Consider the following 25,316-nt stretch of genomic DNA (forward strand, 5'->3'; position numbering starts at 1 on the left):
CTGTTTGAGCGGGCGTTTTATACCATATTCACTAGCAAACCAAAAGACTTAAACATGCTTTTTACACATCCCGTAGAAAAGTTTTTACTACCGAGATTGGGATTCTAACTAGCAAATCATGTAGAATATGCGCAATTAAATTATTTACCATTTCAAAGACACGATATTATGAGTAACGACATCCTGCAGAAAGTTGAAGAACTGACTAAAAATGGCCGCCTTGATGTGCCAAAAGCAACCCCACGCACTGCGGCAACTCGATTCACTGACATTAGTGACATAGAAGGCATGAGAGTCGCAGGAAAACTGGCGGCTAACGTTTTAGAAATGCTAGAAGAGTATGTTGTTCCTGGAGTTACTACAGACCAACTGGACATCATCGCCCATAACTACATTGTAGGCGTTCAAGGCTCCATTCCAGCACCTCTAAACTATCACGGGTTCCCCAAGTCTTGCTGCACCTCTGTTAACGATGTTATCTGCCACGGTATCCCTAATGATAAAGCCTTGAAAAAAGGCGATGTAGTGAACATTGACATCACCATTATAAAAGACGGCTACTATGGTGATACTAGCCGTATGTTTTTTGCAGGCCCTGCACTCCCCCATGCAGAACGTTTAGCAAAAGTAACCCAAGAGTGCCTATATCTAGCAATCGATATGGTAAAACCGGGTGTTCGATTGGGCGATATCGGTGCTGCCATCTCGGCCTACGCCCACAAAAATCACTATTCGGTCGTTGAAGAATATTGTGGCCATGGTATCGGCACTACCTTCCATGGCGAACCACAAGTTGCCCATTACGGCAAAGCAGGTACTGGCTTTGTTTTGGAAGAAGGCATGACATTCACCATTGAACCTATGATTAATGCCGGAAAACGACAAGTAAAACACACAGGCCCAGACAACTGGATCGCCAAAACAAAAGATGGTCGTTTATCTGCCCAATATGAGCACACACTCCTTGTCACAGCAGACGGCGTTGAAGTCTTGACTCGACGAGCGGAAGAAGCTCGCTTCGCATAACAAAGAAGACCTTCAAAACATTAGTTTTTTTGACCAACAATAATCACTGAGGCCCTAACATGGACTTCCCTGCTTTTCCTGATACACCACCGTTACTTTCATCGGAAGAAAGAAACGAGCTGTCTCAATCAAGCTGCCCTATTAAGCGCTACAAGGAAGTCATTGATGAAAAAGTAAACGCATACAACGAACTTTTTCATGACCTATATCCAATCGAAAAACTCGTCAAAGGCCTGTCTTCTTTCTTTGATGAGGTGCTGCAAGCCGCTTGGGTCATGAAAGGACTTAGTGATGAACAACATATCAGCCTAGTCGCTGTCGGCGGCTATGGCCGAGGTGAACTCCACCCGAAATCCGATATAGACCTTCTCTTACTGATTGAAAATGAAGCGACAGCACCTAAAGACAAGGTTGAAGCATTCATCACCTTTCTATGGGACATCAATCTAGACATAGGCCATAGTGTTAGAACCATTGACCAATGCGCAGAAATGGCAAAGCAAGACATTACCGTCATCACTAACCTCATTGAGTCGAGAACCTTAGCAGGACCCAATAAGTTACTTACTGAGCTAAGCAGCAAAACGAATATAGATGAAATGTGGGATGGTCACGCATTTTACCGAGCAAAGCTGGAAGAACAAAAGCAACGCCATAACAAATACCAAAACACGGCGTACAACCTAGAACCTAACCTCAAAGAATGCCCAGGCGGCCTAAGGGACATGCAGGTAATAGATTGGGTTGCTAAGCGCCACCTTCACACATCCCGACTCAGCGAGCTAATCGACAAAGATTTCCTATCTGAAGAAGAGTACATGCAATTAAAAGGGGCAGTAAGCCACCTGTGGCGTATTCGTTGGGCTTTACATATGGTCGTCAAGCGCAAGGAAGATCGCCTTCTTTTCGACCATCAACGCACTCTAGCTACTCTATTTGGGTACGATGATGACGACCTAAAACGTAACGTCGAGCGCTTCATGCAAGGCTATTATCAAAGTGTTGCCTCAATACAGCAGCTCAACGACTTACTATTGCAACACTTCGAAGAATCTTTCTTATCACAAGAAAGCATAGAAACACCGAAAATACTCAATGACAGATTCCAAGTCGCTAATGGCAAAATTGAAGCCCGTTCAGCTACTCTTTTTCAAGAGCAACCTTCTTGCCTTCTGGAGGTCTATGTTCTGCTTGGCACTCACGCGGAAGTAAAAGAAATTCGCGCCCATACCATGCGCCAGATACGCGATAACTTGGACCTCATCGACGACAATTTTAAAAACGACAAAGTTAACAAAGATTTATTCCTCGATATTATGGCGAGTCGATACAGGCTCACCAGTATTTTGCGATCCATGAAGCACCTAGGGGTACTAAGTCGCTATCTTCCTGAATTTGGCGCCATTATTGGTCAGATGCAACATGATTTATTCCATATATACACAGTGGATGCGCACACGTTACAGCTAATCGAAAACCTGCGCCGCCTTCAATTACCAGAGTCAAAACAGAAGTTTCCAATTTCTTCTCAAACAATACGTCACATAGCCAAAGTAGAATTACTCTACATTGCCGGACTCTTCCATGACATAGCAAAAGGGCGAGGTGGTGATCACTCTGAGCTAGGGTGTGTTGATGCGCAAATATTTTGTGAATCACACGGACTATCTAAGCAAGACACCAACCTCATTGTTTGGCTGGTTAAGCACCACCTAATCATGTCTGTGACCGCTCAACGCAAAGACATTTCTGACCCCGAAGTTATTTGGGAATTTGCCAACTTTGTTCAAGACCAAGAGCATCTAGACTACTTATTCCTATTAACTGTAGCTGATATAAATGCCACCAATCCAACTATGTGGAACAGCTGGCGAGCATCTTTGATGCGTCAACTTTATTTAGAAACAAGACGTGCATTGCGCCGTGGCCTTGATTCACCTATTGACGCCGAGACCATTAGCGATGAACACAAGCAGCGAGCAGTAGAAATCATTGTTGAACGCAACATAGACCTAATGGAAGCCGAAGAACTATGGGAACAAATGGAAGACGAATATTTTATTCGCTCCAACGGCGGGGAAATTGCTTGGAACACGGAAGCCATACTCAACCATAGCGACAACTCGAAGCCCCTTATCGCTATTACCCCAATGGGCGGTAGAAACTTTTCTGGTGCCAGCAAGGTATTCATTTACACACCCATTAGCCAACACCTTTTTGCCGCTACCACTGCGATATTTGAACAATTAGGTTTGACCGTATTAGATGCCAAAACCTTTAATACACACAATGATTACAGCCTAGATAGCTTTGTGGTTATGGATAGTAACGACAATGCACTCTACCAAGATCAGGATCGTATCGATTTCATTCGTGACACACTAATGGAGCAACTGGAAACACCCTCTTTATACGAGAGCATGATTCAACGCCATACGCCGCGAATCCTCAAAATGTTTACCTCTCCTGCAGAGGCTCACTTTGTCAGCCAGCCAGAAGAAGTGTGGTCGGCATTAGAGGTTATCGCCCCAGATCGCCCCGGCTTATTAGCCCTAGTGAGTCAATTCTTTGTGAATAACGGCATTATGCTGCACAAAGCAAAAATCGCCACTTTAGGCGAAAGAGTAGAAGACACCTTTTATATCACTGAAGAAAATGGTGACCTGATTTCTGACGATGACCGTATGAACGAAATCTGCACACTTTTAAAAGAGAAAATTGACCGTTTCTCGCAAGCTATGGACTAACCAATGAATCCTTTAATTAACTCTTTACACCCTTACCCATTTCAAAAGCTAGCAGAGCTTTTAGAAGGCATTACTCCTAACCCTGAGAAGCCACTAATCAAACTGACCATTGGTGAGCCGCAACACGATGCACCTCAAGTCGCTCTAGATGCGTTATCAGAGAATATTCTTGGCGTAAATAAATACCCTGGCACCAAGGGCGAACTTAGCTTAAGAAGCAGCATCAGTAACTGGGCTGTAAAGCGCTTCAAACTTAATTCACTCGACCCAGAAACAGAAATCCTACCTGTTTCTGGTACACGGGAAGCCTTGTTTGCCATCACCCAAACTTTGGTAGGTGGAAAAGAGCAGCCACTGATTGTTAGCCCGAACCCTTTTTACCAGATCTACGAAGGTGCTGGTATTTTGGCTGGTGCTGAGCGTCACTTTTTACCTTGCGACTCAAATGCTGGTTATAAAATTGATTACCAAGCCGTTAGTGATGACATTTGGCAGCGCTGTGAAATTGTATTTGTTTGTTCTCCTAACAACCCAGCAGGTACTGTCACCACCCTAGAAGAATACGACTTTCTGCTAAAGAAAGCAGAGCAGTTCAATTTTACAATTGTGGCTGATGAGTGCTACTCAGAAATTTATTTTGATGAGCCACCTTTAGGCTTATTGGAAGCCTGTAAGCTACTAGGAAACTCAAGCTATAAGCACTGCCTGATTTTTCAATCTCTTTCAAAACGCTCTAATTTACCTGGGCTACGCTCTGGCTTTGTTGCTGGTGATGCTAGCCTATTGAAGCCATTTTTGCTTTACCGTACTTATCAAGGTTGCGCTATGCCAGCCCACCATCAAGCTACTTCTATTGCTGCTTGGAACGATGAAGCCCATGTAGAGCAAAACCGTGCCATTTACGCCCGTAAGTTTGAATCGGTTCTCAGCATTCTTTCTCCTGTTTTGGATGTAAAGAAGCCTGAAGCAGGTTTTTATTTATGGCCTAAAGTCGACATGACCGACGAAGAGTTTTGTACATCACTGTATCAAGAAGAAGCCGTTTTAGTACTTCCAGGAAGTTACCTAGGTCGTGTAGTTAACGGCGAAAACCCAGGCAGCAAACACGTTCGCATGGCATTAGTGGCTGAAGAGCAGGAATGCCTCGAAGCGGCAAAAAGAATAAAGGCCTTTCTGCAACGCAGACAAGCCTAAACACAATAATCTATCTCTATTAATACATCTCGGAGAAATACATGAGCAATTCAATTTTTGCATTTGGTTTTGGTATTGGCACTCAAAACAAAGAAGGTGACTGGCTAGAAGTTTTTTACCCAGCGCCAATTCTAGGTGCAGAAAAAAGCACCTTGGATGCCATTTTAGAAAGTACTAACTATGAAGGTGGGAACGCTACCATAGTACTAGACGAAAGCGATTTAAACCGCTTACACATGAGTCTGCTAACAGCCGGAAATATTGAACAAGCCGAGCTTGCGTCACAACTTAAAGCTTCAACTCAACCTGTTGTGCTTTGTGTTCTAGCAACCGACGAAGCACCAAGTAACCCTGCTGAAGTTTACTTAAAGCTGCAACTTATCTCTCATCGTAACCTAGCACCGCACAGCACAGTATTAGACGGCATGTTTGGTTTGCTTATCAATACGGCATGGACAAGCGAAGGCCCTATCGATGTTCGTGAACTAGCAGAACGCCAACTTGCAGCAAGAATGGCTGGCCGTACCATCGAAGTATTCAGTGTCGATAAATTCCCTAAAATGCTTAACTTTGTTGTTCCTGCTGGCATTCGTGTCGGCGATGCAGCGCGCATTCGTCTTGGCGCACACCTTGGTGAAGGCACAACTGTTATGCACGAAGGCTTTGTGAACTTCAATGCCGGCACACTAGGTGTCAGCATGGTAGAAGGCCGTATTTCAGCTGGTGTTGTCGTAGGTGATGGCTCTGATCTAGGTGGTGGTTGTTCTACTATGGGTACACTATCTGGTGGCGGTAATATTGTTATCGGCGTTGGCGAAAAATGTCTAATCGGTGCCAATGCAGGTATTGGTATCGGCCTTGGCGATCGTTGCACAGTAGAATCAGGCCTATACATTACAGCAGGCTCTAAGGTTGCTGTTTTAGATGAAAATAATCAGTTGGTTTCTACTGTTAAAGCTCGTGAACTGTCAGGTCAATCAGACCTACTATTCCGCCGCAACTCAGAAACGGGTGCCATTGAATGCAAAACCAACAAAACGGCAATTGCATTAAACGACGCATTACACGCTAACTAAGGTATAACAAGAGCTCACCTTACTAAGGTGAGCTTTTTACCTAAATACTAGATTGTAACTGGAGAATACCATGGTAGAAATCTATGGCATTAAAAGCTGCGATACGATGAAAAAAGCCTTTCGCTGGCTAGAAGAAAATAACATTGAATTTCATTTTCACGACTATAAAAAAGTAGGACTAGATGTGTCTACAGCGACCAGCTGGATACAAGAGCTTGGTTGGGAAAATGTGATCAATAAACGTGGCACCACTTGGCGCAAGCTGGATGAAGAAACCAAAAGCAATATGAATGACGAGTTGGCAGTAGAAACAATCGTTGCTCAAACCTCTATGATAAAGCGCCCACTAATCATAGCGAAGGATAAAATCCACTTAGGCTTTAAAGCTGAAGATTACGCTAAGATATTCCTTTAACGTAACACTGGCGTATAAATACGTGGCCCTTCTTCTTGTGGCTGAGTTGTCGGTGTAATACTTGGTGTATAGCCTGATGAAGAAGCATCTGAACGAATGACAGGAACAAAAAATGACTCCTGAACGACAGTGGATTGCTGCTCAATAGTACAGCCAATGGTAATAAAGCCCAATAAGATCAAAACAACAACTTTCATAACCCCACCTTTATATTAATCTGCTGTTATAGTAACAGAAACTTTTATAAAGTAACCACAACACATAGGTAAAGAATGTCTGACTTGTCACCAACAATAGAATTAGCAATTGACCTCATGTCTCGCCCTTCCGTTACACCCGAAGACGCTGGCTGCCAAGATCTTATGATAGAAAGATTAGAAGCTCTTGGCTTCGAAGTTGAGCTTATGCCTTTTGGGGATGTGAAAAACTTTTATGCAAAACGCGGCTCTAAAGGGCCAAACCTTTGTTTCGCAGGCCATACTGATGTGGTACCAACAGGGCCTGAAAGTGAGTGGAAAGTCCCCCCTTTCAAACCTGAAATCATTGATGGCATGTTATATGGTCGTGGTGCAGCTGACATGAAAGGCAGCCTAGCCGCTATGATCACAGCAGTCGAAGACTTTATAGGCGCTAACCCTGACCATGAAGGGCAAATCTCTTTTCTAATTACCAGCGATGAAGAAGGTCCATTTGTCGATGGTACAACACGTGTTGTTGACACCCTGATGGAACGCAACGAAAAAGTAGATTGGTGTATCGTCGGTGAGCCATCAAGTACAAAAACACTCGGTGACATAATCAAAAATGGCCGCCGTGGCTCATTTAGCGGTGACTTAACAATTTACGGTAAACAAGGCCACGTCGCCTACCCTCACTTAGCGGTGAACCCAATTCATTTAGCCGCACCAGTGCTTGCAGAGTTATCAACAACACACTGGGATAATGGTAACGACTTTTTCCCTCCTACCAGCTTTCAAATCTCTAATATTCAAGCAGGCACAGGAGCTACAAACGTTGTACCGGGCACTTTACAAGCTCAGTTTAATCTACGCTTCTCTTCAGAGTTGGACTTTGATGCGATTAAAGCTCGCATACTCGAAGTTCTTGAAAAGCATGATTTGAAATACGACATTGAATGGACCTATAACGGCTTACCTTTCCTTACTCGCCCAGGCGAATTAGTGGATGCCATTGTCTCAGCCGTTGAAGAAACTGTAGACATTACTCCTGAGCTATCGACCTCTGGCGGTACATCGGATGGTCGCTTTATTGCCAAGATGGGAACTCAGGTAGTTGAGCTTGGTCCTATCAATGCTACCATTCACCAAATAAACGAATGTGTAGATGCTGACAGCTTAACGAAACTTTCTACAATTTATACTCGAATTCTAGAAAATTTATTTACTGACAAGGCTTAACAAAGACGACTTCGTAATGGAATTCCTGCACAAGCTTGCTATGAAATTAGGGAAAAACCCAACCCTAGCCCTGATTAAACTAATTCAGGGTGGGTTGATATTTTTCTTTGGCGCCTTGATGTTGATGGTGGCCGATCGTGTCATCGAAGATTCCCTTATAAGAGAGATCATCGCATTAGCAGGCTCCATTATTGCTGCATGCGGTCTCTTTTTGGCACTCATTGGCTATCTGTCAATGAGTGTTTTTAGAATCTACCATATGATTAAAAAGAAGGATTAAGCAGTGCAAACGGATATAGAGATTTATACATTGTCCTGCCCAACTGAGAAAACTATTGGCTGGCTTGAAAGCATTTTTACAATTAAGGATAAAATAAATCAAAGCAAGCTTTGCACTAAGCTCATCGGTATTTTTAATGATCACGAAATAGAAATCACCCTCTTAGAGCAGGCCGCTGGTAAAGCTTTTACTTCCATTTGGTTTGACTCAGATAAGACTCCTTGGGAAAATGACGCCGACTGTGCAAAACAAGCGTTTGCCTATCTCAATTGTGAGATACGCTGCAATCTACAAGGATGGGAAGAAGAAGCGGATCAAGATCCAGACCAATGGTGGCGCATAAACACTAAGGGTGAAGGCCCTTTTATTTGGAAATAGCTAAGAGCGGAAAGCAATCGATTAGCTACAAACATTAACAGAGAATTTAGACATGCAAATTACACTTCTTAAAGGCAAACTTCATATGGCAAGCGTTACCCAAGCTGAGCTTTGGTATGACGGTTCATGTGCCATTGATAAAGACCTTGTAGAATTAGCCGGCTTTAGAGAGTTTGAAAAAATAGATATTTACAACGTCGACAATGGCGAGCGTTTCCATACCTACGTTATTCTTGCTGAGTCTGGCTCAGGCACTATTTCGATGAATGGTGCAGCAGCACGCAAAGTACAAGTTGGCGATAGAGTGATTATTGCTGCATATGGTCAAATGGATGAGTCAGAAGCGGATTCATTCGATCCGAAACTAGTCTACCTAAATAAAGACAATAGTGTTGAACGCACAACCAATACTATTCCTGTACAGAAAGACTAAACTTTCGAAAGCACCAGACACAAAAAAGCCAGCTTTCATGCTGGCTTTTTTTATATCCCGATTTTTAGCGTCTCACTAGATTATGCTAATACAGATAAAGCCGCATCATAGTTAGGCTCGTCAGCTGTTTCAGCAACCTGCTCTGTATAGATCACAGTTCCAGACTCATCTACAACAACAACAGCGCGAGACAACAGCCCTTTCAAAGGGCCATTTTCAAAAGCTAAACCATAATCTAGACCAAAGTTTGAACGAAAGCTTGAACCTGTATCTACATGGTCGATGCCTTCAGCGCCGCAGAAACGCGCAGCGGCAAACGGCAAATCTGCAGACACACATAATACGCTAACACCTTTTAGTGATGCCGCAGATTCGTTAAATTTACGAACAGATGCAGCACAAGTTGGCGTATCAACAGATGGAAAAATATTTAAAACTAATTTTGAACCGCTGAAATCAGCTAAGCTAGCAACAGACAAATCTGTTTTAACGAGCTCAAAGTCTGGCGCAGGAGCACCGACTGCTGGTAATGAACCTATGGTTTCAAACGGTGTACCTTTTAATGTCACAGTAGACATGGAAAACCTCTCATATTAATTAACTTAACCACGAATAATCGAAACATTCTCGGCTTGCTTACCTTTTTCGCCTTCAGTAACGTAAAAGCGAACTACTTGACCTTCTACTAGGAAACGGCGGCCACGACCACGAATTGCGCGGTAATGTACAAAAACATCATCGCCATTTTCCATTGTTAAAAAGCCAAAACCTTTTGAAGAGTTGAACCACTTAACGGTACCTTGCTCACGATCATCATCTTCTTCTGCATCTGAACCACCAACAGAAAAACTAGCTTGGCTTACCATAGCGCCGACATATACAGACACGAAGAAGAAGCCGAAGTAAATTAGGAAGTTCATCGCAATATCTTGTTTCAAAACACTAGCTAGAAGAAGCGGCGCGATTAAGGCAATAATTACACTAACAACAAATGTACGTAGGGAGAAAAAACCAGGAGCGGGAGCCGCTTCCTGATCATATGAAGTATTATCATTATGGTCATTCATCACTCTATATCTCTTATTAAATTATGATTAACGGAAAAATGAAGTCTCTTTTAAAAACGACTTCTTTGTAGTAACTAAGTATATAAATATATTTACCAAACCCTTTCTAAATTATCATATGAAGCTAGGGAGGATAGTAGTAAAATGTCATTATTCAAAACAAACCTACGTCGTCCACTCTTTACTTTCATGGCCAATATTCAAGCCTTAAAAATGTAGCAATATAATTAAACTAGAGCTTAGCCCATTAAGATTAACATATAGAAGGCATATATGAATACCTCAGACATTGATCAACGTATAGACGAGCTAGAAATCAAATTACAATTTCAAGAAGATACAATAGACAGCTTAAATCAGGCTCTAATACGCCAGCAAAAAGACATATTATTAATGACGGAAAAATTTAGTTTAATGAGCAAACAATTGGAGTCATATAGACAACAACAGAGTATACATGAAGGTGAAAAGCCTCCTCACTACTAAGAGGATATAGGCTTATTTAGGCTGAATCTAAGGACTTTACAACATACACATCAAAGCGCCCCGACTTCCCTTCCAAAGTATAGGTAGGTTCTTGATCATTCAAAAAAGGCGCACTTTTAGGACGCTTAACGACGACTCTATAGCGAGCCAGTTGCTGAGCCCGACTCAATAGTTCATCCGCGTCTGTATCTTTTCCAACTAGATCTCTAAAAAAAGTCATTTCTTTTTTAGATGCTGCCGATGACTTCTCCATATGTGGGTACATAGGATCTAAGAAAACCACATCAAACTGCTCATCACTCTCGATTTTTCGAATATCTGAACCCAGTAAATTCATACTAGAAACGATATCTTTCACTTCATGATGTAAAGAGGCCCTAGCCAGCCCATCTTCTAACATGGCTCGTACAAAGCCTACGCGCTCACACATAGCAACCGAACAGCCTAAGCAGGTAAGCACAAAAGCGTCTCGACCTAAGCCAGCTGTAGCGTCTAAGACAGAGAGGTTGGCACGCTTATTTAGACCAACAGCTTTAGCGATATCTTGGCCTTTGCCACCACCAAATTTTCTACGGTGATCAACTGCACCTGATGTAAAGTCCACATAAACAGGCTTGGGCGCTCCCTTTCCTGTCTTAGCAACACCAATTCCTTCCGCTGTGACTAATAATAAGTAGTCATATTCTTTCACAAACTTAATAGCAGATTGCAGTCTATAAAAGGGTAAATTCAGCTGCGAGGCAAGATCACGAGACGGCTTGTCAAAATAAGCATCAGTTGTAGAAACGGCTAAAGAGTGTGTCAAAAAATTCTCCGAGAAAGAATTAAACGAACATTTTATGGGACCAAATTTATCAGTAATTTAATACCAACATCTAAATCTTTTTATAAATAGACCATGAGCAGTAATACTGAACCCAAAATAAGTCGGTAAACAAAGAAAGGAAAAAAGCCGATTCGGTTTAACCACTTTAAAAATAAAAAGATGCAGGCATAAGCACTAATCGCTGATAAAACAACACCAGCAATAATACTCATCCAATCAATGGTAATATTTGATGAAAGCAACTCCAGAAATTTGACGCTACCTGCAGCAAGTATCAAAGGGATTGATAAAAGGAATGAAAAACGAGCGGCTGATTCTCGACTAAAACCTAAAAAACGTCCCATGGTCATAGTAATACCTGAGCGTGATGTACCCGGAATAAGAGCAAGTGCTTGAGCAAAACCTATATAAAGCACACTTTTGATACCAAGGTCCCGCTCACTTTTCAAAGAAGTACCATAGTGATCCGCCCACCAGAGCAAAACACCAAAGCCTATCGTCGTATAACCTATCACTTCTATCGAACGTAAATGAGTACTAATGAAATCATTAAAGAGTAAGCCAGCAGCACATGCAGGGATAGTCGCTATTACCACCCACCACGCTAGACGGCTGTCTTCTGAAGATCGTCGTTGTTTTAATGATACGCACCAAGCAATGGTAATCTTCACTAAATCTTTATAGAAATAGGCGACAATAGCCACCAAGCTGCCAATGTGTACAGCCACATCAAATGCCAGTCCCTGATCCTGCCAATCCAATAATTGCGCTGGCAGAATGAGGTGAGCTGAACTGGAAATTGGGAGAAATTCTGTTAACCCTTGTATAAGGGCTAAAAACACAATTTGATACCACAACATTCTTTAGCGTTTCCCTACACGTGGCGCTTGTTTCTCCCACGTAATTTCATCTCTTAAATAGATAGGTATGGCTTCATACGAGGAAACATATTCGCCTTTTTCAAAAGACGAAGCGGCTAACTCAGCAATACAAGCCGCCCTAGGAGCTAAATCGGATAAAACATGTGTTGGTGGAGAATCAAGCAAGGCACTTAAAGTATCTTCATAGCACCAACCTGAACCGACACCAGAAAAGTTCACATCAAAAGCAGACAAGGCTTCAGGTTTAACTACCTGCTCTTTTAGTAAAGACTCTATTAGATATTGGCCATCCACTTTATTCACATGATAACCACCAAGATAGATTTCTCCCATACGAGCATCTAAAGCAGAAAGCCAATGGTTATTACCCGTCTTTTGAAATGCTTCTAGAGCAAGCGCTTCTAGAGTAGAAACTGGAACGACAGGTAAATCGGCACCATAAGCCAAACCTTGCACAACGCCAGCACTGATACGCAACCCTGTAAAAGAACCGGGACCACGACCAAATGCAATAGCATCAAGGCCTGTAAGCGTTAGACTTGCTTGGGAAAGAATCTGATCCACCATAGGCAGAATCAAATCATTATGCAGACGAGGCGCTATACGAAAATCTTCCAATACAACGCCGTCAATATTCAACGCCACTGAACAAGCTGGCGTTGATGTATCCAATGCTAAAATTTTCGCCATAGGAAACTTAGGCCTTTAGCGATGCAAGAAGACTTTCTTTAATCTGGTTCAAATCCCCAACACCATTCACTTTTACAAATTTAGGTGCCGTTGCAGCATCTGCTTTTAACCAATCCTGATAATAGCCAATTAATGGTGCTGTTTGATCATGGTAAACACCTAGGCGTTTACGTACCGTTTCTTCAGAATCGTCCACGCGCTGCACAAGTTCTTCACCTGTTGCGTCGTCTTTACCTTCCACTTTTGGTGGATTGTAAACAACATGGTAAGTACGACCAGAGGCTTCATGGACACGACGACCGCTCATACGCTTAACGATTTCTTCATCAGCCACATCAATTTCAACAACAAAATCAATTGCTACACCGGCATCTTTCAGTGCATCCGCTTGAGGAAGCGTACGAGGGAAACCATCAAACAAAGCGCCATTCGCACAATCATCTTGTGTTAAACGCTCTTTTACTAAACCGATAATGATGTCATCAGACACTAACTGACCTGCATCCATTACCGCTTTTGCTTTTACGCCTAGTTCCGTTTGTGCTTTAACGGCCGCACGCAACATATCACCTGTCGATATCTGAGGAATTCCAAATTCTTCCGTAATAAACTGAGCCTGAGTACCTTTACCTGCGCCTGGGGCACCCAATAGTATTACTCGCATAAAAAATCTCCAATGACAGCGTTAACTGATTCACAAAACTGACCGCCGCCCCTAACTTTATTACCGCTGACTGACATTAAGATGGGACGTAAAACAAATCGTTTGCATACTAAAAATATAAATGGCCGACTAGCATACCCAAGCAGTCGACCATTATGCAAATTTACTCTCCATTTTTTAATGGAAATAAGTCTATAGTATATATTTTTAACGCTCGCTAATACTATCCGGTATTTTGCATACCACTTGCTATCCCCGCCATGGTAATCATGAGAGCCTTATTCACTTCCGCATTGCCTGGGTCTTTACGACTACGGTAGAGCAACTCAGCTTGCAGGTAATGCAATGGATCAATATAAGGGTTACGTACATCGATAGACTGGCGAATGGTTTTATTGTCTTCGATTAATCTTTCCTGCTTCTTCAACATTTTTACAAGTTCACTGACTTGCTTCAATTTACTGCGAAGTAGGCGCCCTAACCCTTTCAATTCTTCATCGACAAGACGTTTCTCATAGTATTCTGACAATGCAGGTTCCGCTTTCGCTAGTACCATATCTAACATATCTAGATAGGCGCCAAAGAAAGGCCACTTTTTATGCATTTCACGGAGCTTTTCTAAGTTACCGGACTCAACCGCTTGCTCTATCGCACTCTCAGCCCCTAGCCATGCAGGCAACATGAGACGAATTTGCATCCACGCAAAAATCCAAGGAATAGCCCGCAAGCTTTCCACTCCACCATCAGAACGGCGTCGTGCAGGACGAGATCCCAGAGGTAACTTGGCCAATTCTTGCTCAGGCGTGGTCGCTCTAAAGTAAGGCACGAAGTCTTCATGGCCTCGAACAATCGAACGGTATTGATTCATCCCAACTTCGGCCATCTCATCCATAATGGCACGCCATTCTTCTTTAGGCAGTTCAGCTGGCATTAATGAAGCTTCCATAACTGCGGAACAATAAAGCTCTAAAGATCGTACCGCAATATCTGGAATACCAAATTTGAAACGAATCATTTCACCTTGTTCTGTGACACGTATTGCACCATTCACCGAACCGGGTGGTTGCGACAATATGGCAACGTGAGCTGGACCACCACCGCGACCAACTGTACCACCACGACCATGGAACAATGTTAGATGTACTTCATGCTTCTTACATAGACGTGTTAGTGCTTCTTGAGCACGATACTGCCCCCATGTCGCCGCAATCTGTCCCGCATCTTTAGCAGAATCAGAATAACCGATCATAACTTCTTGGCGGCCATTAATATAGGCCTTATACCAAGGAATAGAGAACAGCTGCTCTATTGTCGGCTCAGCGTTATCCAAGTCTGCTAGGGTTTCAAACAAAGGCACTATGCGCATAGGGAAATTAACCCCTGACTTCTTCAGCATCAAGGCTACAGCAAGTACGTCAGAAGGCGAGCTAGCCATAGAAATCACATAGGAACCAAATGAATCTTGATGACCATTGGCAATCATTTTAAAGGTATCTAGAACCTCTTTTGCCTCTGGTGTCGGAGACCACTCTTCTGGTAAGAATGGACGTTTGGAGTTTAACTCGGTTAACAAGAACGCTTGTCGAGAAGCCTCATCCCATTCTGCATAATCACCTAATCCATAAAAACGTGTTACTTCGGATAGAGCGTCAATATGACGACCAGCATCTTGACGAACGTCTAAACGAACTAGGGTCATACCAAAGGTCGCAGCACAGCGTATTAAATCCAGCAATAAACCATTGGCAATAACCTTCATTCCGCAATCCAATAGGGATTGATAACAAAGCTGTAAGTCTGCAATAAACTCTTCAATATTGAGGAAAATCTCTTCCTCTTTGACGGGCTGGCCATCGATACAGGCTTTCGCCCAATTTTTCGTGGCCAGCATTTTCTTCTCTAACTGACGAATAACATCACGATATGGCTGAGTGCTGTTGCCAATACGAGCCCGCAGAGCGTCATTACATTGGGTCATTGAGAACTCGGCACGCAAGACTTCTAGATCTTTGATGTATAAATCTGCAGCCATCCAACGAGCTAATAAAGCAACTTCTTTGGTAACAGTGTGAGTGACATTCGGATTACCGTCTCGGTCTCCCCCCATCCAAGTCGCAAAGCGAATCGGTGCCAGATCAAGAGGTAAATGCTCTGCCCCTGCATGCGAGCTAAACTGTTCATCTAACTGACGGAAGAAACGCGGAACCGCTTGCCATAATGACTGCTCGATAACAGCAAAACCCCATTTCGCTTCATCTACAGGAGTCGGTCTTTCTTCACGAATTTCGTCCGTATGCCATGCTTGAGTGATGATCTCTTTAAGGCGACGAATATGCTTGGCTTCCTCTAGTGGAAGGATATTGTCCTTGTCTAGCGCTTCTAACTCACTGGAAATGTTGTCGTATTTTCGAATCAAAGAACGGCGCACAACTTCTGTTGGGTGAGCGGTGAGTACTAATTCTATGGATTGAGTTTTTAATGATTCGATCATTTGTTCTGAGGTGAAGTTTTTCTCAGCTAAACGCTCAAGCAAATCTCCGATTGGGTTTTGATAGATACCTAGACTTTCATTGGTTCTACGACGGTGGACCCTATGATACTGCTCGGCGATATTGGAAAGATTTAAGAATTGATTAAAGGCTCTGGCGACAGAAACGATTTCTTTGTCTTCGAGTGACTCTAATGCCTCAATTAGTGCAGTTGAATCACCTGTCTGACGGCCATCTTTAGCAAGCATGCGGATATTTTCAACTTTTTCTAAGAAGTCTTCACCTAAGTGGTTACTCATGCTTTCGCCGAGACAATCTCCCAGCAACCTAACATTTTCGCGTAATGACGCTTGACGATCACTCACATCTCTCTCCTAATCAATGCATTGAATAGATCTAATTCAGCAGATAAGCCTATAATCCTTCTTGCTTAGCTTGCTCCCAATAACGGTCTAACTCATCTAAAGAGCAATCCTTTAGCTCCCTACCATGTTGATTGGCAAGACTCTCTACTCTGGCAAAACGACGACGAAATTTCAAATTGGTTTTATTTAATGCAATATCGGGCGATACCGCTAAGTGGCGAGACAAGTTACTCACGGCAAACAAGATATCCCCCATCTCTTCTTCAATATGAGTGGTACTTTGCTCTTTAATAGCCTCTTCAAGTTCATCCAACTCTTCACGTACTTTGGCAAAAACAGGTGCGATAGTCGGCCAATCAAAACCATACTTCGCCACCTCTTTTTGAATTTTAACGGCTTGCATAAGCGCGGGCATTGATGAGGGTATCTCTGCTAATACACTAGCGTCGGTCGTTTTCTTAGTCTGCTCTCGCTGTACTTTTTCTTGCGCTTTAATAACCTGCCACTGTTCAGCTATTTGCTCTTCTGTCAGATTGTTCGGTTCACCAAAACGATTAATGTCACCATCTGGAAAAACATGAGGGTGACGACGTAACATTTTTTCCGTTATGCCTGCTGCCACGTCTTCAAAGGTGAAACGTTTCTCTTCCTGAGCCATTTGAGCATAAAATACGATTTGAAAAAGTAAATCACCTAACTCTTCTTTTAGGTGTTCAGAATCCCCTTTCTCAATCGCATCGATAACCTCATAGGCTTCCTCTAATGTATAAGGTGCTATAGTGTTAAATGTCTGTTTCTTATCCCAATTGCAACCAAATTCAGGATCTCTCAAGCAGGTCATCACATATTGTAATTTCGCTAGGGATTCGTTCAAAAGTCTCTCTCTCTAAATACATTAAGTACGTTAGGCAGCTGATTGATACTGTTCAGCAGACGACTTAATACATCCAACTCACCAACCTCAATAGTAAAGCGGATCAAAGCAGTGTGATCTTCTTTTTTCGATAGGGTGTTCATGGACAATAGATTGACTTTTGAATTTGCGAGCAAGCTGGTGATATCACTCAATAAGCCCGTTCTGTCATAGGCTTCAATTTGAATGTTCACCGGATACTGGTTATCAACCCGCTCACCCCAGCTAACATTAACGATACGCTCAGGTTCATCTAGGCCAAGTTGAACTACATTAATACAGTCTTGCCTATGCACCGAAACACCACGACCTTGGGTGATATAACCCACTATATTGTCGCCAGGTATTGGGCTACAGCATTTAGCCATTAGTGTCAGTAACTTACCGACACCCAAGATATGAATATCGTTATCAGACGAAGAATGTCGGCTTTTCTTAAGTCGAATTGGCCGAGAAACAGCATTTCCATCTAGGCTGTACATCTCATCCATTACTCTAAGTACACGGGCTAGCTGTATATCACCCGCTCCTAAGGCAACAAAAAGGTCACTTTCACTGTTAAAGCTAAAACGAGAAGCAATTTTTTGATAATTGATACGATGTTCATCAAAACCTAAACGCTTCCATTGTTTTCCAAGCAGCTGTTTGCCTGCCTCTAAATTCTTTTCTCTGTCTTCTTTTCTAAACCAAGCTTGTATCTTGGCACGCGCTCGGCTGGTATTCACATAACCTAGTGAAGGGTGCAACCAATCTCGACTAGGACTACCCTCTTTCGTCGTTAGTATCTCAACCTTATCGCCCGTATTAAGGTGCGTAACAAGGGAAATTATTTTGCCGTTAACCTTCGCGCCACGGCAGCGGTGACCAATTTCAGTATGCACACGGTAAGCGAAATCAACCGCTGTGGCATGCACAGGTAAATCCACCACATGACCATCTTTTGTGAACACATAGATACGGTCTTGCTCAATATCACTTCTAACCTGCTCAGTCAGAGACTCTAAATCACCCTGCACTTCATTGAAGTCTAAGATTGTCCTAAGCCATTGTAGCTTCTCTTCATAGCTTGAGCTGTTTGAACTTAAGTCTGTACCTTTGTATTTCCAATGGGCACACACACCTAACTCGGCATCTTCATGCATTTGGTGTGTTCGTATCTGGATTTCAAGCGCTCGCCCTTGAGGACCAACTACGGCAGTATGAAGAGACTGGTAGCCATTGGTTTTAGGGTTACTGATATAGTCATCAAATTCTTGGGGGATAGGCCGCCATAAATTATGCACCACACCCAAAACGCCATAACATTCCATTGGCTGATCAACAAGAATACGTATTGCGCGGACATCGTATACTTCATCAAAACCAATATTTTTGCGCTTCATTTTTCGCCAAATACTATAAATATGCTTGGCTCTACCCATTAAATCCGCATGGATATTGATACTTTTTAAACGCCCATCTAAAGACTGTATTACATCGTCTATGTACTGCTGCCTATCAAGGCGTTTTTCATCCAACCAAGACGCAATACGTTTATATTCAACAGGGTAAAGATAGCGAAATGAAAGATCTTCAAGCTCCCATTTTATGTGACCAATCCCCAAGCGATGGGCTAATGGCGAATACACACTCTGTACTTCCAAAGCCACAGCAGTACGCCGCTCTTCGCTTTGGTGCTTGGCTTCTTTAATCGCGCAAGCCCTTTCAGCCAATTTAATCAATACAACCCGAACATCATCGATGATGGATACCAGCATTTTACGCAGGGATTCGAGTTGGCTTTCACTGCTGCCGAGCACTTCAGCAGCCGTATCAGGGGTAAGGTTTTTTGAGACTTCTCCGACTCGCATGACACCCTCAATAAGAGAAGCAACCTTGCGGCCAAACATTTCAACAACCCGTGCCAGAGGTAACTGATCTTCTCGAACAGAGCGATATAGGGCGGCAGCCACCAAAGAGTCTTGATCGGCCCGAAAACCCGACAAAATTTCAACCATCTCCAGTCCAGCACGGAAGGTACTCGCTTGCGGCCCCCAATAAGACGGTTTTCCACACTGCTGCTCAGTCTGCCTCACTAATGCACAAGCCATACGTAAAGGTATACGAGTGCCCTCATCAATTGAGTCATCAAACTGTTGCATCCAAGTATCGATGTCCACATTACCATCGTCTAATACTGGGTGGTCCTTCCTTACTGTTACCATTTACTTACCCTTAGATTTACTGCTTTTTTGTAGCAACATCATTGTTTCAACATGCGATGTTTGAGGGAACATATCCATCAAGCCCACACGCAATACTTTATAGCCATTCTCGACTAAATACTCAGCATCCCTAGCTAAAGTAGAAGCACTGCAAGAAACATACAAGATTTGCTTGGGTTTTAATTTTATTATGCTCTGAAGAAATTCATAGGCGCCGGATCGTGGTGGGTCCAACAACACCTTAGTCACTTTTTCAGCACTTAATTTTTTTGACACTGGCTTAGAGAGATCCGCAGCAACAAACGACAAATTAGTGAGTTTGTTTATATCTGCATTATATTGAGCGGCTTGCACCATGCTATCTTGCACCTCCACACCCACTACGGATTTTGCCCGCTTCGCCAGTGGCAACGAAAAATTACCTACACCGCAAAACAAATCTAAGATCACATCATTTTGATTAGGCTGCAACCAGCCCAAGGCCTGCGCAACCATTTTTTCATTCATAGGAGCATTTACTTGAATGAAATCTTGCGGGTGATAATACAGGCGCAAGCCATCTAAATCATAATGGCGCATATGCTCTCGGGCAACACTTGCTTTGCTCTCTTTTGGTGCTTGCCAATATAAATGTACTTGTTCGTCTTGAGCCCACTTTCCGAGGTTTTCTTTCACAGGATCAACCACATCTTCGGTTAAACGCAATAGAACAGAAACCCCTTTGGTATCTTCTAATAATTCAATATGGCCAAGTGATTTTATTAACTCACTTCCCTGTAGCTCTTGCTTAAGGGAGGAAAAAATAGCTTGAAGTCCACGAGTCAATACCAAGCATTGATCGATAGAGATAATAGAGTTTGAATTTTTTTCCCGGAAGCCCAGCTTCAATGCTTGGCTTTTATGGTCCACCGAAATACGTGCTCGACGACGGTACTCTAAAGGTGTGTCAGTAAGCGACTCTAACAAGCCTTGGGGAAAGACTCGTCGCATTTGTCCTTTTAGCCAATCCGACTTTGCGGACAGCTGAGAGCTATTTGTTAAATGCTGAAAACTACAGCCGCCACATGAATGAAAGTGCTCACAAGCTGGTGTTACCCGACTATCACTTTCTTGAAGTACTTCTGTAAGCTTTGCCTCATCAAAGCGACGACCAAATTTAGTAATCTGCGCAGTCACTGTTTCTCCCGGCAGAGCGCCCTCTACAAAAACCACTTTACCCTGTGAACGCGCCACGCCTTTAGCTTCATGAGTTAGCCCATCGATAACAAATGTTTGAGATGGGCCTAGAGGGCTCTTTTTAGGGCTGCGTCGTGCTGTAGATCTGTTTTTCACTGGGAGTGCTCTTTGTTGATAAATAGTCAAAGTAGGATTCTATCCTATCCTCCAAACTATCTATACGACAAATACAGAGAACTAGTTCCCTGTATCAAACACTCCCGTAGACAAGTACCTATCTCCTCGGTCACATACAATGGCAACAATCACCGCATTATTAAGTTGCTTTGATAACGCTAACGCCATTGCGACTGACCCACCTGATGAAACACCGCAAAAAATACCCTCTTCTTTAGCAAGGCGACGCATTGTGATTTCAGCATCTTCTTGAGCTACGTCCATCACTCGATCGACTCTTTTCTCATCAAATATTGAAGGCAAATACTCTTTTTCCCAACGACGTATTCCCGGAATACTAGCGCCATCCTGAGGCTGTAAGCCTATAATTTGTATATCACTATTTTGTTCTTTTAAATATTGAGACACGCCCATTATGGTTCCAGTTGTTCCCATCGAACTGACAAAGTGAGTCACGGTTCCTTGTGTTTGTTGCCAAATTTCAGGGCCTGTACTGAGGTAGTGCGCATTCGGGTTGTCTTTATTGGCAAATTGATTCAATACTTTACCTACACCTTGCGCCTGCATCTCTTGAGCCAAATCACGAGCCCTTTCCATCCCCTCTTCTTTGCTCACTAAATGCAAGGTAGCACCATAGGCGCTCATGGCTGACTTACGTTCTTGGCTCATATTATCCGGCATAATTAAATGCATATGGTAACCCTTGATTGCTGCTGTCATAGCCAAAGCGATGCCTGTGTTACCACTAGTCGCTTCAATCAAGCTATCTCCGGGTTTGATATCACCTCGGACTTCGGCTTGGTGGATCATATTTAAGGCAGGGCGATCCTTCACCGAACCTGCCGGGTTTTGGCCTTCTAACTTCAGTAAAATAGTATTAGTTGGATTAGGGTTAATACGTTGTAAACGGACTAAAGGAGTCTGACCAATTAAGGACTCAATCGTAGGATACTCAATCATAAAAAAACTTCATTGACATTGATGACATAGGGAATGACACTTATATAGTGCCTATTAAAAAGTACTTAGGGTATAAAATACTAAGAAGAATGCGTTATAAACTTAGTGTTAATTACACAATTTCAAAGCAATGCTTTTTCTTCAATTTCTTTAAAACGTGGTTTTATTCAGCCTAAGCGTAATGTATTACTCGCCTAGGTGAACCAAGAATCGATAAAAGCAGCACTATTCAACGCCGCAACCTGATTCAATTATTCAACAGTATTAAATAGAATTCTAACATTATGAAACGAGTGGCACAGTTAAGCATTGATAATAAACTATTCTGGGCGCTATTTACTCCCGTCTTCCTTGTTTCCCTACTTTCTGCATTTTTCTTATTATCTTCTCGCTTCAACGACCTAAATAAACATCTACTTGAAAGAACGGAAGATATTACCAAACTGGTAGCCACAACCAGTGAATATGCCATTATTTTTTCTGATCAAAATATGATGCTAAGCATTCTACAAAACGCTTTAAATAACCAAGACATCAATAGTGTTCAAATATTCAATCATGAGAAGGTTATTATCGCAGAACTAGGCAACCCCTCAGATAATGACCAACCGAGTTTAACTGAGCAAAGCTATATCATAGAACACGATACTCATTTGGATTCAGTAAGGCCAATTTACTACACTAATAACCGACTTGATGAAGCCTTTAACACTCAAACAAGACTTCTAGATACTCCGGTACAAAAGGACCTCATCGGTTGGGTGAAAATTGATGCCAGCACCTCAGTACGGCAAGTAGAAAAATACCAATATGCAAGCTTAGTACTTTTTATCCTCACCATTTACAACATCATAATAATTTGGGGGGCATTAAGAATATCGCAAAACTTAGCACTCCCTATCAACAAGGTTAGCAGCTCTCTCAATAAACTCGTTATGGGGCAGTTCTCGTCCGTTAAACTCACGAGGCTCCCTACCGAATACTCCTCAATACAAGCCGATCTCTTAGACCTCACTGAGAGGCTAGAAAAGCACCATGAAGAATTAACTGCCGGCATTGAAGAGTCTACAGAAGACATGCGCCGCAGCATGGATAGCATGGAAGAAAAAGGGGCTCAATTACTCATCGCCAATCGTGAAGCGATGGAATCTAACCGACTGAAATCTCAGTTTCTAGCCAATATTAGTCACGAAGTACGAACGCCTTTAAATGCCATTTTAGGCTATACCAAAACACTCAAAAAAGGCATTACCGACCCACAAAATCAGCTCTATATTGAAACCATTCAACAATCCACTAATAACTTATTAGCGATTATTGGTGACATTTTAGATTTCTCTAAAATTGAAGCAGGAAAACTCAGTTTAGAAAACGGCCACTTTAATTTGAAAAAGTTAGTCGACGAGGTATATCAGACACTCAGTATTAACCTGCTAAGCAACAACAAAGACATTGACCTAATTCCTGACTTTCAAACGGATATGCCAGAGTGGTTCATTGGTGACAGCACCCGCGTCAGACAAATTTTAAATAACCTGATAGGCAACGCCATAAAATTTACTCACCAAGGCTCTATCCGTACAAAGGTTTCGGTCATTGCCAATGGCGACAAAAAGATCAACCTTTCTTTTCAAATAATCGACACAGGTATTGGTATTCCAGAAGATAAGATAGACCGACTATTCAAACCTTTCTCACAGGTTGACACCAGCACTACAAGACAATTTGGAGGGACTGGGCTTGGCTTAGTCATTACCAAAAAACTGGTTGAGCAGATGAACGGTACTATTGATGTGAGTAGTACATCAGGAGTTGGTTCTACCTTTCGCTTCACATTAACGCTAAAAGTTTCTAACAAACAACAAAACCAATACGCCCCCTTAGAAAAGCACGTTGTACTTCTGGAGCCAAGTGCCGCCTACCGAAGTTATATAGATAACTATTTACAGAGTATCGGCGTTACTTGCACCCCATGTTCGGATTTAGAGCAGATTATCAGTACGATTCATAAGCAGCATGAGAAAATAGATTCCATCCTACTGAGCGTTATGCCCGATAAACAGAGCATCCAAGAAGCGAGGGAGCTAATCAGCTATGCATACGAGCAATACCAGCTACCCTTCATCATTATGATTCAACCGTCGGGTCAGGCATCTCACTATGATGCGTTAAAGAACTTATCTAGTGATATTCTACTAAAGCCAATAAGCCAAGATAGACTCTATAACGCACTAGAAAACATACATTCCACATCACCTGAGCTAGTTTCTTCCCCTGCGGAAATATCAACAGAGGCAACCCAATCTTCACCTAACAGACTACAAGGGCTAAAAATTCTCGCCGTTGATGATAGCCCTATTAATCTGCAACTACTTGGCCATTGGCTCACCCCAAAGAATATTGAATTCTCGTTGGCCTATAGCGGGAAACAAGCCATAGAAATGGCAACCCAAGAAGCTTATGACCTCATTTTTATGGATATTCAGATGCCTGAAATGGATGGCATGGAGACCACTAAACACATCCGAGCACTGCCATCCCATAAGGATACCCCTATCATTGCATTAACCGCACACGCCTTAAATTCAGAGCAACAACAGATACTTTCGTCCGGTATGAACGATTATTTAACCAAGCCAATAGATGAGGATATTCTGCTTAACACCATTGAAACTTGGCATAAAAACCCAAGCTCTCTACAGGATCAAATAGATCAAAAAATGGTAGATATTTTTGATTTAGAAAAAGCACTCGCCATAGTAGATGGCAAAGAAGAAATCGCCAAAGAGATGTTTGATATGCTGGCAAATTCATTAGATAGCGAGAAAAAACTTATCCAGCATCACCTAGAAAACCATGACACAGAAAAGCTGATTGAAGTAGTACATAGAATTCACGGCGCTTCAAAATACACAGGAACCGTTAGCATCGCCCGCCATGCAGGCTTTTTAGAGACCCACTTAAAAGAACTGGGGCTAGAAGACGTAGAAGGCGTAGCTGAAGATTTCATAGAGTCTATTGAGGACTTGCTAAGCCATAGGGAGCTTATACCTTGGACTCTAAAATAACGAATGCTTGTGCATAGGCTAGCTCATCAGTAAGGCTCAAATGCCAATTGACAGGAAAATTAAAGCGCGCAGCGATACAATCATCGACCTCTAATACTGGCTGACCAGATGCCAGATTACTAACACTGAAATGCTGAAAGCTCACGCCTGACCCTATTCCTGTTCCTAACGCCTTTACGGCGGCTTCTTTTGCTGCAAAGCGTTTAGCAACATAGGCATTTGCCTGTTCTTTATTGCTGATGTTCGACCAGCGAGCAATCTCTTCTGGAGTCAGTATTCGTTGTATAAAACGCTCCCCCACACGCTCAATGGAGTCGGCAATGCGAGTGATATCTACTAAGTCCGTTCCAATACCAATGATCAATTTTTTCTTCCTTTCTTAA

Annotated in this window: 24 protein-coding genes; 11 read left to right on the top strand and 13 right to left on the bottom strand. The window is 42.6% G+C overall.

All coding sequences use genetic code 11. The annotated features are described in order from the left end of the window. Positions 1-168 precede the first annotated feature (168 nt). The 5 genes from map to OFY17_RS13180 all read left to right on the top strand — a co-directional run bounded on the left by map (position 169) and on the right by OFY17_RS13180 (position 6,458). Positions 169-1,026 carry a type I methionyl aminopeptidase gene (gene map / locus OFY17_RS13160; RefSeq protein ID WP_263531197.1) on the top strand — a complete coding sequence of 286 codons (858 nt, stop codon included), beginning with the start codon at positions 169-171 and terminating at the stop codon, positions 1,024-1,026. A gap of 59 nt (positions 1,027-1,085) precedes the next feature. Continuing rightward, positions 1,086-3,773, top strand: a complete 2,688-nt coding sequence (gene glnD / locus OFY17_RS13165; RefSeq protein WP_263531198.1) for a [protein-PII] uridylyltransferase — start codon at positions 1,086-1,088, stop codon at positions 3,771-3,773. Positions 3,774-3,776: 3 nt separating this feature from the next. Further along, complete coding sequence (gene dapC, locus OFY17_RS13170; RefSeq protein ID WP_263531199.1) at positions 3,777-4,967, top strand: succinyldiaminopimelate transaminase; 1,191 nt, start codon at positions 3,777-3,779, stop codon at positions 4,965-4,967. Positions 4,968-5,008: 41 nt separating this feature from the next. Further along, positions 5,009-6,043 carry a 2,3,4,5-tetrahydropyridine-2,6-dicarboxylate N-succinyltransferase gene (gene dapD, locus OFY17_RS13175; protein WP_263531200.1) on the top strand — a complete coding sequence of 345 codons (1,035 nt, stop codon included), beginning with the start codon at positions 5,009-5,011 and terminating at the stop codon, positions 6,041-6,043. Between the two features lie 70 nt (positions 6,044-6,113). Next, positions 6,114-6,458, top strand: coding sequence for an ArsC family reductase (locus OFY17_RS13180; protein WP_263531201.1), 345 nt, complete (start codon positions 6,114-6,116; stop codon positions 6,456-6,458). On the opposite strand, the gene OFY17_RS13185 is transcribed toward OFY17_RS13180, so the two are convergent. Beyond that, on the bottom strand, positions 6,455-6,655 hold the full coding sequence (locus OFY17_RS13185) for a hypothetical protein (protein WP_263531202.1): 201 nt from the start codon (positions 6,653-6,655) through the stop codon (positions 6,455-6,457). The genes OFY17_RS13180 and OFY17_RS13185 overlap by 4 nt on opposite strands. A gap of 75 nt (positions 6,656-6,730) precedes the next feature. On the opposite strand from OFY17_RS13185, the gene dapE reads away from it, so the two are divergent. Genes dapE through panD form a run of 4 tightly spaced genes read left to right on the top strand, consistent with a single transcriptional unit; the run spans position 6,731 to position 8,967 of the window. Continuing rightward, entirely contained in the window at positions 6,731-7,876 is a 1,146-nt protein-coding gene (gene dapE, locus OFY17_RS13190; RefSeq protein WP_263531203.1) for a succinyl-diaminopimelate desuccinylase, read from the top strand. Positions 7,877-7,892: 16 nt separating this feature from the next. Next, on the top strand, positions 7,893-8,156 hold the full coding sequence (locus OFY17_RS13195; protein WP_263531204.1) for a hypothetical protein: 264 nt from the start codon (positions 7,893-7,895) through the stop codon (positions 8,154-8,156). A gap of 3 nt (positions 8,157-8,159) precedes the next feature. Continuing rightward, positions 8,160-8,534 (top strand): hypothetical protein, encoded by a 375-nt coding sequence (locus tag OFY17_RS13200; RefSeq protein WP_263531205.1) that lies wholly within the window; start codon positions 8,160-8,162, stop codon positions 8,532-8,534. A 52-nt stretch (positions 8,535-8,586) separates the two neighbouring features. After that, complete coding sequence (panD, locus tag OFY17_RS13205) at positions 8,587-8,967, top strand: aspartate 1-decarboxylase (protein ID WP_263531206.1); 381 nt, start codon at positions 8,587-8,589, stop codon at positions 8,965-8,967. 80 nt (positions 8,968-9,047) lie between these two features. On the opposite strand, the gene tpx is transcribed toward panD, so the two are convergent. Both tpx and OFY17_RS14880 read right to left on the bottom strand, forming a co-directional pair. Continuing rightward, the gene (gene tpx / locus OFY17_RS13210; protein WP_263531207.1) at positions 9,048-9,545 is read right to left on the bottom strand and encodes a thiol peroxidase; all 498 of its coding nucleotides are present in this window, start codon (positions 9,543-9,545) and stop codon (positions 9,048-9,050) included. 24 nt (positions 9,546-9,569) lie between these two features. Further along, entirely contained in the window at positions 9,570-10,034 is a 465-nt protein-coding gene (locus OFY17_RS14880; RefSeq protein ID WP_318013692.1) for a cold-shock protein, read from the bottom strand. Between the two features lie 273 nt (positions 10,035-10,307). Between OFY17_RS14880 and OFY17_RS13220 the strand changes: the two genes are divergently transcribed. Beyond that, complete coding sequence (locus tag OFY17_RS13220; RefSeq protein ID WP_263531208.1) at positions 10,308-10,520, top strand: SlyX family protein; 213 nt, start codon at positions 10,308-10,310, stop codon at positions 10,518-10,520. 16 nt (positions 10,521-10,536) lie between these two features. On the opposite strand, the gene OFY17_RS13225 is transcribed toward OFY17_RS13220, so the two are convergent. The 9 genes from OFY17_RS13225 to cysM form a co-directional block, all read right to left on the bottom strand. Next, positions 10,537-11,325: a class I SAM-dependent methyltransferase gene (locus OFY17_RS13225; RefSeq protein WP_263531209.1), complete on the bottom strand. Its 789-nt coding sequence runs from the start codon at positions 11,323-11,325 to the stop codon at positions 10,537-10,539. An 80-nt stretch (positions 11,326-11,405) separates the two neighbouring features. Then, positions 11,406-12,206, bottom strand: coding sequence for an undecaprenyl-diphosphate phosphatase (locus tag OFY17_RS13230; protein WP_263531210.1), 801 nt, complete (start codon positions 12,204-12,206; stop codon positions 11,406-11,408). A 3-nt stretch (positions 12,207-12,209) separates the two neighbouring features. Further along, positions 12,210-12,917, bottom strand: coding sequence for a tRNA (adenosine(37)-N6)-threonylcarbamoyltransferase complex dimerization subunit type 1 TsaB (gene tsaB, locus OFY17_RS13235; protein ID WP_263531211.1), 708 nt, complete (start codon positions 12,915-12,917; stop codon positions 12,210-12,212). Positions 12,918-12,924: 7 nt separating this feature from the next. Beyond that, positions 12,925-13,581, bottom strand: coding sequence for an adenylate kinase (gene adk, locus OFY17_RS13240; protein ID WP_263531212.1), 657 nt, complete (start codon positions 13,579-13,581; stop codon positions 12,925-12,927). A gap of 223 nt (positions 13,582-13,804) precedes the next feature. After that, the gene (ppc, locus tag OFY17_RS13245; protein ID WP_263531213.1) at positions 13,805-16,435 is read right to left on the bottom strand and encodes a phosphoenolpyruvate carboxylase; all 2,631 of its coding nucleotides are present in this window, start codon (positions 16,433-16,435) and stop codon (positions 13,805-13,807) included. Between the two features lie 49 nt (positions 16,436-16,484). After that, positions 16,485-17,309 (bottom strand): nucleoside triphosphate pyrophosphohydrolase, encoded by an 825-nt coding sequence (gene mazG, locus OFY17_RS13250; RefSeq protein ID WP_263531214.1) that lies wholly within the window; start codon positions 17,307-17,309, stop codon positions 16,485-16,487. After that, a complete protein-coding gene (gene relA, locus OFY17_RS13255; RefSeq protein ID WP_263531215.1) occupies positions 17,306-19,552 on the bottom strand; it encodes a GTP diphosphokinase in 2,247 nt (748 codons plus the stop codon). The genes mazG and relA overlap by 4 nt, the downstream gene beginning before the upstream one ends. Next, positions 19,553-20,884 (bottom strand): 23S rRNA (uracil(1939)-C(5))-methyltransferase RlmD, encoded by a 1,332-nt coding sequence (gene rlmD / locus OFY17_RS13260; RefSeq protein WP_263531216.1) that lies wholly within the window; start codon positions 20,882-20,884, stop codon positions 19,553-19,555. Between the two features lie 81 nt (positions 20,885-20,965). Further along, on the bottom strand, positions 20,966-21,865 hold the full coding sequence (gene cysM / locus OFY17_RS13265) for a cysteine synthase CysM (protein ID WP_263531217.1): 900 nt from the start codon (positions 21,863-21,865) through the stop codon (positions 20,966-20,968). Between the two features lie 284 nt (positions 21,866-22,149). Between cysM and OFY17_RS13270 the strand changes: the two genes are divergently transcribed. Continuing rightward, the gene (locus tag OFY17_RS13270) at positions 22,150-24,933 is read left to right on the top strand and encodes a response regulator (RefSeq protein ID WP_263531218.1); all 2,784 of its coding nucleotides are present in this window, start codon (positions 22,150-22,152) and stop codon (positions 24,931-24,933) included. On the opposite strand, the gene acpS is transcribed toward OFY17_RS13270, so the two are convergent. Continuing rightward, a complete protein-coding gene (acpS, locus tag OFY17_RS13275; RefSeq protein ID WP_263531219.1) occupies positions 24,911-25,297 on the bottom strand; it encodes a holo-ACP synthase in 387 nt (128 codons plus the stop codon). The genes OFY17_RS13270 and acpS overlap by 23 nt on opposite strands. Between the last annotated feature and the right edge of the window lie 19 nt (positions 25,298-25,316).

Origin of the sequence: Marinomonas sargassi (genome assembly GCF_025716875.1) — a bacterium.
Lineage (GTDB): Bacteria > Pseudomonadota > Gammaproteobacteria > Pseudomonadales > Marinomonadaceae > Marinomonas > Marinomonas sargassi.

Coding starts and splice junctions, on each gene's coding strand:
- tpx (WP_263531207.1), bottom strand. CDS start 9,545: ATGTCTACTGTGACATTAAAAGGTACACCGTTTGAAACCATAGGTTCA.
- dapD (WP_263531200.1), top strand. CDS start 5,009: ATGAGCAATTCAATTTTTGCATTTGGTTTTGGTATTGGCACTCAAAAC.
- glnD (WP_263531198.1), top strand. CDS start 1,086: ATGGACTTCCCTGCTTTTCCTGATACACCACCGTTACTTTCATCGGAA.
- OFY17_RS13230 (WP_263531210.1), bottom strand. CDS start 12,206: ATGTTGTGGTATCAAATTGTGTTTTTAGCCCTTATACAAGGGTTAACA.
- OFY17_RS13185 (WP_263531202.1), bottom strand. CDS start 6,655: ATGAAAGTTGTTGTTTTGATCTTATTGGGCTTTATTACCATTGGCTGT.
- map (WP_263531197.1), top strand. CDS start 169: ATGAGTAACGACATCCTGCAGAAAGTTGAAGAACTGACTAAAAATGGC.
- OFY17_RS13195 (WP_263531204.1), top strand. CDS start 7,893: ATGGAATTCCTGCACAAGCTTGCTATGAAATTAGGGAAAAACCCAACC.
- adk (WP_263531212.1), bottom strand. CDS start 13,581: ATGCGAGTAATACTATTGGGTGCCCCAGGCGCAGGTAAAGGTACTCAG.
- tsaB (WP_263531211.1), bottom strand. CDS start 12,917: ATGGCGAAAATTTTAGCATTGGATACATCAACGCCAGCTTGTTCAGTG.
- panD (WP_263531206.1), top strand. CDS start 8,587: ATGCAAATTACACTTCTTAAAGGCAAACTTCATATGGCAAGCGTTACC.
- dapC (WP_263531199.1), top strand. CDS start 3,777: ATGAATCCTTTAATTAACTCTTTACACCCTTACCCATTTCAAAAGCTA.
- cysM (WP_263531217.1), bottom strand. CDS start 21,865: ATGATTGAGTATCCTACGATTGAGTCCTTAATTGGTCAGACTCCTTTA.
- OFY17_RS13220 (WP_263531208.1), top strand. CDS start 10,308: ATGAATACCTCAGACATTGATCAACGTATAGACGAGCTAGAAATCAAA.
- OFY17_RS13270 (WP_263531218.1), top strand. CDS start 22,150: ATGAAACGAGTGGCACAGTTAAGCATTGATAATAAACTATTCTGGGCG.
- relA (WP_263531215.1), bottom strand. CDS start 19,552: ATGGTAACAGTAAGGAAGGACCACCCAGTATTAGACGATGGTAATGTG.
- dapE (WP_263531203.1), top strand. CDS start 6,731: ATGTCTGACTTGTCACCAACAATAGAATTAGCAATTGACCTCATGTCT.
- OFY17_RS13180 (WP_263531201.1), top strand. CDS start 6,114: ATGGTAGAAATCTATGGCATTAAAAGCTGCGATACGATGAAAAAAGCC.
- OFY17_RS14880 (WP_318013692.1), bottom strand. CDS start 10,034: ATGAATGACCATAATGATAATACTTCATATGATCAGGAAGCGGCTCCC.